15 protein-coding genes are annotated in these 12,054 nt (G+C 66.6%); 11 read left to right on the plus strand and 4 right to left on the minus strand.

Annotation, left to right across the window (positions count from 1 at the left end):
* Positions 1 to 232 precede the first annotated feature (232 nt).
* Positions 233 to 1,468, plus strand: coding sequence for a L,D-transpeptidase (locus tag ACK41U_RS07140; RefSeq protein WP_409677687.1), 1,236 nt, complete (start codon positions 233 to 235; stop codon positions 1,466 to 1,468).
* 37 nt (positions 1,469 to 1,505) lie between these two features.
* Here the strand turns inward: ACK41U_RS07140 and ACK41U_RS07145 are convergent, their stop codons facing one another.
* Entirely contained in the window at positions 1,506 to 2,237 is a 732-nt protein-coding gene (locus ACK41U_RS07145) for a Crp/Fnr family transcriptional regulator (RefSeq protein WP_409677689.1), read from the minus strand.
* Between the two features lie 141 nt (positions 2,238 to 2,378).
* Positions 2,379 to 3,698: a FliI/YscN family ATPase gene (locus ACK41U_RS07150; RefSeq protein ID WP_409677691.1), complete on the minus strand. Its 1,320-nt coding sequence runs from the start codon at positions 3,696 to 3,698 to the stop codon at positions 2,379 to 2,381.
* 98 nt (positions 3,699 to 3,796) lie between these two features.
* Here ACK41U_RS07150 and ACK41U_RS07155 point away from each other — a divergent pair, with 98 nt between their 5' ends.
* From ACK41U_RS07155 to ACK41U_RS07195, 9 genes are read left to right on the plus strand one after another with little or no spacing between them, the layout of a single operon-like run.
* Positions 3,797 to 4,186: a FlgB family protein gene (locus tag ACK41U_RS07155; protein WP_409677693.1), complete on the plus strand. Its 390-nt coding sequence runs from the start codon at positions 3,797 to 3,799 to the stop codon at positions 4,184 to 4,186.
* A 12-nt stretch (positions 4,187 to 4,198) separates the two neighbouring features.
* Positions 4,199 to 4,591: a flagellar basal body rod protein FlgC gene (gene flgC, locus ACK41U_RS07160; RefSeq protein WP_409677695.1), complete on the plus strand. Its 393-nt coding sequence runs from the start codon at positions 4,199 to 4,201 to the stop codon at positions 4,589 to 4,591.
* A gap of 12 nt (positions 4,592 to 4,603) precedes the next feature.
* Positions 4,604 to 4,894, plus strand: a complete 291-nt coding sequence (locus ACK41U_RS07165; protein WP_409677697.1) for a flagellar hook-basal body complex protein FliE — start codon at positions 4,604 to 4,606, stop codon at positions 4,892 to 4,894.
* Positions 4,895 to 4,902: 8 nt separating this feature from the next.
* Entirely contained in the window at positions 4,903 to 5,169 is a 267-nt protein-coding gene (locus ACK41U_RS07170; RefSeq protein WP_409677699.1) for a flagellar biosynthetic protein FliQ, read from the plus strand.
* A 4-nt stretch (positions 5,170 to 5,173) separates the two neighbouring features.
* The gene (locus tag ACK41U_RS07175; protein WP_409677701.1) at positions 5,174 to 5,890 is read left to right on the plus strand and encodes a flagellar hook-basal body complex protein; all 717 of its coding nucleotides are present in this window, start codon (positions 5,174 to 5,176) and stop codon (positions 5,888 to 5,890) included.
* A gap of 8 nt (positions 5,891 to 5,898) precedes the next feature.
* The gene (gene flgG, locus ACK41U_RS07180) at positions 5,899 to 6,684 is read left to right on the plus strand and encodes a flagellar basal-body rod protein FlgG (protein ID WP_409677703.1); all 786 of its coding nucleotides are present in this window, start codon (positions 5,899 to 5,901) and stop codon (positions 6,682 to 6,684) included.
* Positions 6,684 to 7,100: a flagellar basal body P-ring formation chaperone FlgA gene (gene flgA / locus ACK41U_RS07185; RefSeq protein ID WP_409677705.1), complete on the plus strand. Its 417-nt coding sequence runs from the start codon at positions 6,684 to 6,686 to the stop codon at positions 7,098 to 7,100. The genes flgG and flgA overlap by 1 nt, the downstream gene beginning before the upstream one ends.
* 21 nt (positions 7,101 to 7,121) lie before the next feature.
* Positions 7,122 to 7,853: a flagellar basal body L-ring protein FlgH gene (gene flgH / locus ACK41U_RS07190; RefSeq protein ID WP_409677707.1), complete on the plus strand. Its 732-nt coding sequence runs from the start codon at positions 7,122 to 7,124 to the stop codon at positions 7,851 to 7,853.
* Positions 7,854 to 7,861: 8 nt separating this feature from the next.
* Positions 7,862 to 8,353, plus strand: a complete 492-nt coding sequence (locus ACK41U_RS07195; RefSeq protein WP_409677709.1) for a hypothetical protein — start codon at positions 7,862 to 7,864, stop codon at positions 8,351 to 8,353.
* A gap of 105 nt (positions 8,354 to 8,458) precedes the next feature.
* On the opposite strand, the gene pnp is transcribed toward ACK41U_RS07195, so the two are convergent.
* Complete coding sequence (gene pnp / locus ACK41U_RS07200; RefSeq protein ID WP_409677711.1) at positions 8,459 to 10,600, minus strand: polyribonucleotide nucleotidyltransferase; 2,142 nt, start codon at positions 10,598 to 10,600, stop codon at positions 8,459 to 8,461.
* A gap of 259 nt (positions 10,601 to 10,859) precedes the next feature.
* Between pnp and ACK41U_RS07205 the strand changes: the two genes are divergently transcribed.
* A complete protein-coding gene (locus ACK41U_RS07205; RefSeq protein ID WP_409677713.1) occupies positions 10,860 to 11,480 on the plus strand; it encodes a YdeI/OmpD-associated family protein in 621 nt (206 codons plus the stop codon).
* Between the two features lie 285 nt (positions 11,481 to 11,765).
* Here the strand turns inward: ACK41U_RS07205 and rpsO are convergent, their stop codons facing one another.
* On the minus strand, positions 11,766 to 12,035 hold the full coding sequence (rpsO, locus tag ACK41U_RS07210) for a 30S ribosomal protein S15 (protein WP_409677715.1): 270 nt from the start codon (positions 12,033 to 12,035) through the stop codon (positions 11,766 to 11,768).
* Between the last annotated feature and the right edge of the window lie 19 nt (positions 12,036 to 12,054).

Below are 12,054 nucleotides of genomic sequence, written 5' to 3' on the forward strand. Positions count from 1 at the left end.
CCACCTCACCTCTGCCCGCGCTCTGCCGTCCGGTGCGCGCCACGGGTCAGGCCATCCCGGCCTGCCCGAACGATCAGCACTGTTCCTGTGAAACGCCTCCCGTTCCGCCATGCAGGTTCACATTCCGCCCTGCGGAACACAATCCTGAATTGACCTGATTGTGACCGCGGGGGTATCTGGCGGAAATTCGCCTAATCCGGGATGGTCGCCCCACCCCTTGTCGGAGTCCACCATGTCCCATCCTGCCGGTCGCCTGGCCTATGCACTTGTTTTGTCGCTGGCTTCCCTGCTGCCTTTTGCCCCGCGCGGAGCACTGGCACAAGACGACCGCGTCTTTACCGCCGATCAGATCGAGGCGGCGGAATATGACGGCGGCGACCTGCCCGCAGGGCGGTCCCCCCTGACCGCCAAGGTGCAGTTGCTGCTGGACCGCTCGGGCACCTCGCCCGGCGTGATCGACGGCTACAAGGGCGGCATGAGCCTCAGCGCCATTCAGGCGTTCGAGCGTCGCGCGGGCCTGCCCGTCGACGGCGTGCTGGACCCGCATGTCTGGAACCTGCTGCAGGCCTATGCCGAACGCGCCGTCACCCAGAGCTATACGATCACCGAGGCCGACGCACAGGGTCTGGTGGCCTCGATCCCCACCGATTACGCCGAAAAGGCGCTGATGCCGTCGCTGGGTTACACCAGCGTGGCCGAGCGTCTGGCCGAGCGGTTTCACATGGACGAGCGCTTCATCCAGATGCTGAACCCCGGCATTTCGCTGGTGCCGGGCGCGACGATCCGGGTCATGGCGCCGAACCCGCCGATCCGGGGCGAGGTCACGCGCATCATCATCGACAAGGACAACCGCCGGGTCGCGGCCTATAACGCGCGGGGCGAGATGGTGGTGGACTACCCGGCCACGATCGGCTCCAGCGTCACCCCCTCGCCTGCGGGGGTGCATAATGTGCGCACGGTGGCGATCAACCCGAACTACACCTACAACCCTGCGGTGAATTTCCAGCAGGGCGACAATGACCGCGCGCTGGTGATCCCGCCGGGTCCGAACGGCCCGGTCGGCACGGTCTGGATCGGCCTGACCAAGCCCACCTATGGCATTCACGGCACGCCGACGCCGTCGCAACTGTTCCGCAACCAGTCGATGGGCTGCGTGCGGCTGACCAACTGGGATGCCGAAGAGCTGGCAAAACTGGTCCGCATCGGCGGCACCACGGTCGAGTTTCTGGACAGCGGCGTGACCATCGCCGATGTGACCGGGCGGGGCCAGACCGCCACGCAGCCCGCCGTTCAACCCTCGGCCCAGATCGCCCTGCCAGCGGACGAGACCCCGCAGACCGCCCCCGCTGACGCCTTCCCCGGCCTGATCCAGCCCGCCGACAACACCGGCGATGCCCTGGGCGACGCCCTGTCCGAGGCGCTGCCCGAAGGGTTTGTCGTCCCCCTGCCCGCCGCCCCCCAACCCTGAGCCCAGCCCTGAGCCCAGCCCTGAGGGGTCGCCCCGCTCAGGTCTCCTCGCGCGACAGGTCCAGATAGGCGGGATCGTACCGCGCCAGTGTCGCCAGCCCGTGCCAGTCCAGAATGGTGATGTCCGGGCCGATCCAGCGCACCAGCCCCCGGTCGCGCAGATCGCGCACGGCGCGGTTCACATGGATCGGCGAATAGCCCAGCAGATCGGCCAGTTCGCGCTGCAGCAGCGGCATCGAGAACTGGCCCTCCGCAGCCGCGCCCACCACGTTCAGGCGCGTGTAGATCTCGCACAGCAGATGCGCCAGATGGGCGCTGGACCGCAGCGAGGCCGCCGCCACCAGCCATTGCCGGTGAATCGCCGCGTCGATCAGCGTCGCGCGCCACAACAGCCGGGTCAGATGCGGAAAGTTCTGTGTAATCTCGATCAGCTCGTCATGCTCGATGAACTCGACCTCGGCCTGCCCCACCGCCACGACCGAATGCGCCAGCCCGTTCAGGATGAAGCCGTGCAGATCGACGAAATCGCCCGGCACATGCAGCGCGGTGATCACCCGCTGTTCGGTCCGCCCGTTCAGCCGGTGCGACCGCGCGGTCATCCCCCGCAGCATCATGCAGCTGCGGGACACCTTCTGTTGCGGCGCCACGATCACCTCGCCGGGGGCGGCGGTGTATTGCTCGGTCCGGATGGCGCGCAGGCGCGCAAGCTCGGCCTCGCTCAGCCGGTCACGCCGTTGAAGATAGCGAACAAAATACTCGGTTATCGCCATTCTGCTCCCCTCCGCAAAGGCTGGCGGACATTTGCAAAACACCCTTGCCGGTGCAATGGCCAGCCCTTTCCGCCTAACATTCATTAATCTGCACAACCGCCTTTCCCCCGGTCGGGTTTCATCTGTTTCACCATGGCTGTTTCACCGTGGCACGACCGGCGCGCGCAGCGCCGCCGACAGCGCGACAAAGCTGTCGCTGACCGAGGCGCTGGTCTGGGTCACGAACTGGTCCAGCGCCGGATAGAGGCGCACGGCCTCGTCCAGCCGGGGGTCCGAGCCGGGCGCATACAGGCCCGCGCGAATCATCAGCTCTGATTCGGCATAGGCGCCAAGCGCCCCGCGCGCGCGCCCGATCAGCGCGTTTTCCGGCCCGTCCGCCGCCTCGGGCAGCGCGCGCGACACCGACCGCACCACGTCGATCGCCGGATAGCGGCCGCGTTCGGCAATCGTCCGCTCCAGCACGACATGCCCGTCCAGCGTGCCGCGCAGGATGTCGGCCACCGGCTCGTCCATATCCGACCCGGCGACCAGCACACTGAAAATGCCGGTAATATCGCCCGCACCCTCGGGCCCCGGCCCGGCGCGTTCCGCCAGCCCCATGATCAGGTTCGAGACCGAGGGCGGAAAGCCGCGATAGCTGGGCGGCTCGCCCGCCGCCAGCGCGATCTCGCGATGCGCCTCGGCAAAGCGGGTGATCGAATCGGCCAGCAACAGGACATGGCGGCCCTGATCGCGGAAATGCTCGGCCACGGCCATCGCGGCCCAGGCGCAGCGCCGCCGGATCAGCGGCGGCCGGTCCGAGGTGGCGGTCACGATCACCGCCCGCGCCATGCCCTCGGGGCCAAGCGTGCGTTCGGTGAATTCGCGCAATTCGCGGCCCCGTTCGCCGATCATGGCGATCACCACCACATCGGCCTGAACCCCGCGCGCCAGTTGCGACAGCAGCGTCGATTTCCCCACCCCCGAGCCCGCGAACAGCCCGATCCGCTGGCCCTGCACCAGCGGCAGCAGCGTGTCGAACACCGCCAGCCCCGTGGGCAGCCGCGCGCCCAGCCGGCGGCGCCCGGCGGCGGGCGGCGCCTCGGCCCGGAACGCCCGCGGGCAGGCGCCCTGCGGCAGCGGCCGCCCGTCCAGCGGCTGGCCGAACGGGTCCACGATCCGCCCGATCCAGCCGTCGCAGGGCGCGATGCGGGGGGCGAACAACAGCTCGACCCCGGCGCCGACCGACAGCCCCTCGGTCACGCCTTCGGGCAGCACCTCGGCATGGCGCGGCCCCAGCCCGACGATCTCGCCGCCGACCGATCCGTGCTGCAGCGCGATCATCACCCGGTCGCCCACCGAGGCCCGGTCGTTCAGCCCCGCCACCCGGATCAGCCCGGCGCGGATCGCCTGCACATGCCCATAGTGGCGCGTCAGCCGCAGAGCCGCGATCTGCCGGGAGATCGATTCAATCTTATCCATTTCCGCATCCTCACCGGGGCCGGGAATCGCGCCCCATGAAAGGGTTTCTAAAGGAATCGGGGTTAAGACCGGGTTTATGGTGAATGAGGAGAAGCCTCATGTTTGAGAGAATCGAAATGATGCGGATGGCCCGTGCGATGGGCCATCACGTTGCGGAACGGCAGATTGTCACCGCCCGCAATATCGCGAATGCCGACACGCCCGGCTTCAAGGCCGCCGACCTGCCGCCGTTCGACGAAAGTTACCGCCGCAAGGCGGTCACCCCGCCGATGCGGGCCACGCAGCCGGGGCATCTGCCGCCGCCTGCATGGGCCAGCGGCACACCGCGCCCGGTCACGCTGGACGCGCAAGCCTCGCCCAACGGCAACACCGTCTCGCTTGAGGCGGAAATGGTGCGCGCGGCGGAACTGAAACGCGAACACGACCTGTCCATCGGCATTTACCGCTCTGCGCTGACCCTGATGCGCAGCAGCATTGGCCGACGCTAAGGGAAAGACCAGATGACCGAACCCGTATCCGCGCTGAAACTGTCCGCCTCGGGCATGCGCGCACAAAGCGAACGGTTGCGCCATACCGCTGAAAACATGGCCAATACCGACACGCCCGGCTATCGCCGCAAGCTGATCACCTTCGAGGAAGCGGTCCGCTTTGGCCGCCCCTCGGGCGAGGTGCAGGCCGGGCGCATGCGGCTGGACCAGCGCGAACTGCCGCGCATCCACGACCCCAGCCACCCGATGGCCGATGCCGAGGGCTATTACCTCGGCTCGAATGTCGACCTGATCGTCGAGCTGGCCGATAGCCGCGAGGCGGGCCGCAGCTACGAGGCCAATCTGCGCATGTTCGAACAGAGCCGCCAGATGGGCGCCTCGCTTCTTGAAATCCTCCGCCGCTAGAAAGGTGCCGCCATGATCGCCGCATTGAACGCCGCCACTGCCTATACCGCCGCCCGCAGCGCCGTCGCCCCCGATGGCGCCGCAAAGCCCGATGCGATCCAGCGCGCAGGCCAGGCCGCCGAGGAATTCGCCAGACATATGGCGCAGGTCGATCAGGTCTCGACCGGCGCGATGACCGGGCAGGTCAACACGAATACGCTGGTGCAGACCCTGGCCGAGGCCGAGCTGGCGATGGAGGCCGTGGTCTCGATCCGCGACCGCGTGGTCGAGGCCTATCAGGAAATCCTGCGGATGCCGGTCTGAGGCGCGCCATGACCGAAACCATGCTCTTCGACGTGCTGCGTCAGGCCCTGCTGGTGGCGGTGCGCATGGCCGCGCCGCTGCTGATCGTGGCACTGGTCAGCGGCGTCGTCATCGGCCTGTTTCAGGCGCTGACCTCGGTGCAGGAAATGACGCTGACCTTCGTGCCCAAGATCGGGCTGATGCTGGTCGTCTTCTGGGTCGGCATGAGCTTCATGACCACCGCCTTGTCCGATTTCTACCTCGGGCAGATCATCCCCCTGATCGAAGGAAGCTGAGCCGATGGAGAACGCGACCTATGCCAGCCTGACCCGCCAATCGGGCCTCATGGCCGAGATGCGCGTGGTGGCCAACAATATCGCCAATGCCAACACCCCCGGCTACCGGCGCGAAGGCGTGATCTTTGCCGAACATCTGGCCTCGCTGGACCGGCGCGGCGACACGCTGTCGATGGCGCATGCGCGCGGGCGGCTGCTGGATCTGCGTCAGGGCGCGCTGACCCAGACCAACAACCGCTTCGACATGGCGATCGAGGGCGAGGGCTTCTTTCTTCTGGACACCCCGGACGGGCTGCGCCTGACCCGCGCCGGCGCCTTTACCCCCTCGGCCGAGGGCGAGCTGATGAATTCCGACGGCAACCGCCTGCTGGATGAGGGGCAGGCCCCCATCATCATCCCGGCAGGCGCCAGCACGGTCGCGGTGGGCGCCGACGGCACCCTGTCGGCCAATGGCGTCCAGTTCGGGCGCATCGGTGTCTTTGCACCGCCCGAGGGCGACGACCCGACCCGCCATGGCGGCACCATGTTCTCGATCGCAGGCGCGCCCCAACCCGTCGAAACCGCCACCATCCGGCAGGGATTTCTTGAGGACTCCAACGTCGATCCCGTGTTCGAGATCACCCGCATGATCGAGGTCCAGCGCAATTACGAACTGGGCCAGAGCTTTCTGGAACGCGAAGACCAGCGCATCCGCAACGCCATCACCACCATGACCCGATAGGACCCGCCATGAGAGCCCTTCAGATTGCCGCCACCGGCATGAGCGCCCAGCAAACCCGCGTCGAGGTGATTTCCAACAACCTCGCCAACATGTCCACCACCGGCTACAACGCCCGCCGCGCCGAATTCGCCGACCTGCATTACCAGCAGGCGATCCGCCCCGGCACCGTGACCGCCGCCGATGGCACCGTCATTCCGGCGGGCGTGCAGCTGGGCCTTGGCGTGCGGCCCACCGCGGTCAGCGTCACGCTGCAGCAGGGCTCGCTGGTGCAGACCAACGGCGATCTGGATCTGGCCATCGACGGCGACGGCTATCTGGAGGTGATCCTGCCCTCGGGCATGTCGGGCTATACCCGCGATGGCGGGCTCAAACGCTCGCCCGAGGGGCTGGTCGTCACCTCGGACGGCTATCCCGTCGTGCCCGAGATCGCGATCCCCGATGACGCGCGGACCATCTCGATCAATGCGGCGGGCGAGGTCTATGCCTATTTCGGCGACCGGATCGAGCCCGAGAATCTGGGCCAGTTCACGATGGCCAGTTTCTCGAACGAAAAGGGCCTTGAGGCGATCGGCGGCAACCTGTTCATCGAGACCCCGGCCTCGGGCGCGCCGCAGGTGGCCAATCCCGGCGAAGAGGGTCTGGGCACCCTGCGGCAGGGCTATCTGGAGGAAAGCTCGGTCGATGCGGTGCGCGAGATCACCGAACTGATCAAGGCGCAGCGCGGATACGAGCTGAACGCCAAGGTCATCACTGCCGCCGACCAGATGCTCGGCGCGACGGTGCAGGTGCGCTGATGCGGTGGCTGGCTTTCGCGCTGGCGCTGCTGGTTCCGGCGACGGGCTGGGGCGGCACGCTGGCGGCGGCGCGCAACCTGCCCGCGGGCACGGTCATCACCGCGGCCGATCTGCGCGCGGTGGACAGCGACCGCCCCGGCCTGTCCGACCCGTCCGAGGCGATCGGCATGCAGACCCGGATCACCATTTTCGAGGGGCGTCCGCTGCATCCGACGATGTTGCAGGCCCCGCGTCTGGTCACCCGCAACCAGCTGGTGCGCGTCCGTTTTCAGCGCGGCACCCTGCGGATCGAGGCCGATGGCCGCACCCTGTCAGACGGTGCTGCGGGCGATCTGATCCGCGTGATGAACCTCGATTCGCGCAGCACCGTGACGGCGCGGGTCATGCCAGACGGCAGCGTCTCCGTGACGAACTGATTATATATCAAGGATATGCCCATGAAACCCGCCCATCTTCTGTGCCTGGCTCTGGCCCTTTCTGCCTGCTCGCGGGCGGGGCATCTGGGCCAGCCGCCGCAACTGACGCCCCCGCGTGACAGCGAGGAATTCATCGCCATGACCAATCCGCCGCTGGACCTGCCCGTCGATTCGGGGCGCCCCGAGGCGGCGGCCTCGCTTTGGGCGGGCACGCAATCTTCCTCCTCGCTGCTCAGCGACCGGCGGGCGGCCACCCGCGGCGACATTCTGACCGTCGTGATCGAAATCGACGACCGCGCCGAGATCAGCAACAGCTCTGGCCGCAGCCGCAACGCGCGCGAGAACCTTGGCATCCCGCAGATGCTGGGCATTCCGCAGCGGCTGGCCGAAAAGCTGCCCGAGGGCGCCGGTTTCGACGAACTGGCCGATGCCTCGGCAAGCTCGACCTACAAGGGCAGCGGCAATATCTCGCGCCGCGACAAGCTGACCTTGCGGGTCGCGGCGACGGTGATCGACCGGCTGCCCAACGGCACGCTGCACATCACCGGCACACAAGAGGTGCGCGTGAATTTCGAACTGCGGGAACTGACCGTGGGCGGATTTGTGCGCCCCGGCGACATCGACCGCAACAATGAGATCGCCTATGACCGCATCGCCGGGGCGCGGATCTCGTATGGCGGGCGCGGTCAGATCAGCGATGTGCAGCAGCCGCGCTATGGCCAGCAGATCGCCGACATCCTGCTGCCTTATTGAGGTCCCCCATGGTCAGGAAACTCATCCTCGTGATCGTGCCGCTGCTGGCCCTGCTGGGCGGCGCATTCGCCGGCGAAAGGCTGCGCGCCCCTTTGCCCGCGGCGCCGGAAGAGGCCGCCGAAGGCCCGGCCCAGGCCACCACACCGGCCGCCGCCGCCCCCCCCACGCCCGCCGCCGAGGTCGACTGGTTCACCTTTCCCAGCCAGTTCTTCGTGCCGCTGGTCCGTCAGGGCGACATGTCGGCCATCATGATCCTGACGCTGGTTCTGGAAACCGACAAGGGCCAGATCGAGGCGCTTGGCCGTCAGGAATACCGCCTGCGCGACGCGCTGCTGCGGGCGCTGATGATCCACGCCAATACCGGCGGCTTTGACGGCAGTTACACGGTCGACCGCAACCTCCAGACCCTGCGCGACAGCCTGCTGTCCGCGGCCAGATCGGCGACCGACGTGCCCGTCCGCGCGGTGCTGATTCAGGATCTGGCCCAGCAGGGCGGCTGAACCCGGCCCGCGTCCCCCCGCAGATAGGCAAAAGGCCCCGCATCGGGGCGGGGCCTTTCCTGTCATGTCAGAACCCGCCGGTTGCCCGGCAGGTCATCCGACCGGTCACTCGGCGGTTTCTTCTTTCTTCTCGGCGATTTCCTCGCCGGTTTCCTGATCGACCATCTTCATGCCAAGGCGCACCTTGCCACGATCGTCAAAGCCCAGCAGCTTGACCTTGACCTCCTGGCCCTCTTTCAGGATCTCATTCGGGTGACCCAGACGGCGGCCCGCGATCTGGCTGACATGGACCAGCCCGTCGCGCTTGCCGAAGAAGTTCACGAACGCGCCGAAATCGACCAGCTTGACGACCTTGCCGGTATAGACCTGACCCTCTTCGGGCTCGGCCACGATCGACCAGATCAGGTCATAGGCCTTCTTGATCGAATCGGCATTGGCCGAGGCGATCTTGATCACGCCGTCATCGCTGATATCGACCTTGGCACCCGAAACCTCGACGATCTCGCGGATCACCTTGCCGCCCGAGCCGATCACTTCCCGGATCTTGTCGGTCGGGATCTGCATCGTCTCGATGCGCGGGGCATGGGCGCTGAACTCGTTCCGGCCCGCGGTCAGGGCCTGCGCCATCTCGCCCAGAATGTGCAGACGACCGTCTTTGGCCTGCGCCAGCGCCTGCTCCATGATCTCGGGCGTGATGCCCGCGACCTTGATGTCCATCTGCAGCGAGGTGATGCCGTTTTCGGTCCCCGCCACCTTGAAGTCCATGTCGCCCAGGTGATCCTCATCGCCCAGAATGTCGGTCAGAACCGCATAGCGGCCGTCATCTTCCAGGATCAGGCCCATGGCCACACCTGCGACCGGCGCCTTCAGCGGCACGCCCGCATCCATCATCGACAGCGAACCACCGCAAACCGACGCCATCGAGGACGAGCCGTTCGATTCGGTGATCTCGGACACGACGCGGATGGTATAGGGGAAATCCGTAGGTGCGGGCAGAACCGCCTGCAGCGCGCGCCATGCCAGCTTGCCATGACCGATCTCGCGACGACCCGGACCTGCGACGCGGCCAACCTCGCCCACCGAATAGGGGGGGAAGTTGTAATGCAGCAGGAAGTTCGACCGCGAATTGCCGTGCAGCGCGTCAACGATCTGCTCGTCATCGCCGGTGCCCAGCGTCGTCACGACCAGCGCCTGCGTTTCCCCACGCGTGAACAGCGACGAACCATGCGTGCGCGGCAGAATGCCGACTTCGGACACGATCGGGCGCACGGTTTTCGTGTCGCGACCGTCGATACGGGCACCGCCATTGATGATGTCACCGCGCAGAATGCCCGATTCCAGCTTTTTCAGCGCCGAACCCAGATTGGCATCGGCCAGATCTTCCTCGGACAGGCCAGCCTTGACCTTGGATTTGACCGCAGCCACGGCATCCTGACGCTCGGCCTTGTCGCGGATCGCATAGGCTGTGCGCATCTCCGCCTCGCCCAGCGATTTCACGCGGGCATACAGCGCGCTGTAATCGGGGGCCTGATAGTCGAACGGCTCTTTGGCGGCGGCTTCGGCCAGATCAATGATCAGGTCGATGACCGGCTTGATCGCGTCATGGCCGAATTTCACGGCGCCCAGCATTTCCTCTTCGGTCAGCTCATAGGCTTCCGATTCGACCATCATCACGGCGTCTTTGGTGCCCGCGATGACCAGATCAAGGCGCTGCTCGGGGTTCATGCGCAGCTTGTCCATGTCCTGAACCTCGGGGTTCAGCACATATTCGCCGTTCGAGAAACCGACGCGGGCGCCCGCGATCGGACCCATGAAGGGCACGCCCGAAATCGTCAGCGCGGCGCTGGTGGCGATCATCGCGACCATATCGGGATCGTTGACCAGATCGTGGCTCAGCACCGTGCACATCACCAGCACTTCATGCTTGAAGCCGGGGGCGAACAGCGGGCGGATCGGGCGGTCGATCAGACGCGCGGTCAGCGTCTCTTTTTCCGACGGGCGCGCCTCGCGCTTGAAGAAACCGCCGGGCACTTTGCCCGCGGCATAGTATTTTTCCTGATAATGCACCGTCAGCGGGAAAAAGTCCTGACCGGGCTTGGGCTCTTTCGCGAAGGTGACGTTGGCCATGACGCTGGTCTCGCCCAGGGTGGCGATGACGCTGCCGTCGGCCTGACGGGCAACCTTGCCCGTTTCCAGGGTCAGCGTTTCTTCGCCCCACTGGATTGATTTCTTCACTTCATCAAACATCTGATTTCCTCAAAGGGTGCACCGGCCCTCCGGCCACCCATGTCATGTATGGCGGCCCCATTGCCGCCGCCCCTATCCTTTGCATGTGCCCCGGGGCAGGGCCTCACGTCACAGATGGACGGGGCATATATGAAAACGCGGGATTTGGGAAGGGTGACGCCGCGCGTGCACACGGGCCCGCGCGGCGCTTTGCCGGGATTTGGCGGCGGGCGCGATCCGGGGTATGAACCGCCCAGGACCCGGTCGCAGAGGTGCCGCCATGATCACCCGGATTGATGACTATTTCGCCAGCGGATGCGGGCGCTGCCCCCGGTTCGGCACGCCCGGCTGTTCGGCGCGGCTCTGGGCGCGTGGCCTTGGCGATCTGCGCCGGATCTGCCGTGACGCGGGCCTGACCGAGACGGTGAAATGGGGCCATCCCTGCTATATGCACGCGGGCCGCAACATTGCCATCATCGGCGCCCGGCGGGGTGGCTACAGCCTCGGGTTCTTCAATCCCGCGCTGATGAAGGACCCCGAAAACCTGCTGCGGCGGCAGGGGCCGAACACCCGCCACGCCGGAACGCTGGGCCTGACCGACAACGGGCAGGCCCATCTGCTGGCCCCCGTGATCCGGTCCTATCTGATCGAAGCGATGGGCTATGCCGCCGCCGGGATCACCGCCCCGAAAGAGCAGGCCGGGATCGATCTGCCGGAAGAGCTGATCTGCGCGCTGGATGCCGATCCCGACCTGGCCTGGGCGTTCCACGCCCTGACTCCGGGCCGCCAGCGCAGCTATGTCATCAACCTCAGCGGCGCGAAGACATCGGCGACGCGGACGGCCCGGATCGCGAAATTCCGCGACAGGATCCTTGCCGGAAAGGGCGCCACCGAACGATAGGCCGCGCAACGCAAGTCTTAACCGGGCGCCCGCAAGCGGTGTACGCCCTGTGCCCGCCCGGTGCTGCCGCTGTGCACAGCCGGTGCAGGCCATTTCCCGGCAATTGCTGGCCTTTCCAGCCCTGCCCCCCTGCCCCGGCACCACAGCCCGGCAACAGGCAACGCACGCTGCAAAGGTTAACCTGCGCAACGCCCCGCCCCGGCCGCAACCGTCCCCCATCCGCCCGAACGCAAAACGCCCGCGACAGCGTCGCGGGCGTTCCGGCATCCTTGCAGGCGCGTCAGATCAGCGACGCAGGCCCAGCTTGGCGATCAGGGCGGTGTAGCGCGCCTCTTCCTTGCCTTTCAGATAGTCCAGCAGCTTGCGGCGCTGTGCGACCATCATCAGCAGACCACGACGCGAGTGGTTGTCTTTTTTGTGCGACTTGAAATGGTCGGTCAGCGTGGCAATGCGCGAGGACAGGATTGCGACCTGCACTTCGGGGCTGCCGGTATCGCCTTCCTTGGTCCCGAATTCCTTGATGACACGGGCTTTTTCTTCAACAGTGATCGACATCGGGCACTCCTTTCGGATG

Origin of the sequence: Paracoccus sp. (in: a-proteobacteria) (assembly GCF_046289755.1) — a bacterium.
Taxonomy (GTDB): domain Bacteria; phylum Pseudomonadota; class Alphaproteobacteria; order Rhodobacterales; family Rhodobacteraceae; genus Paracoccus.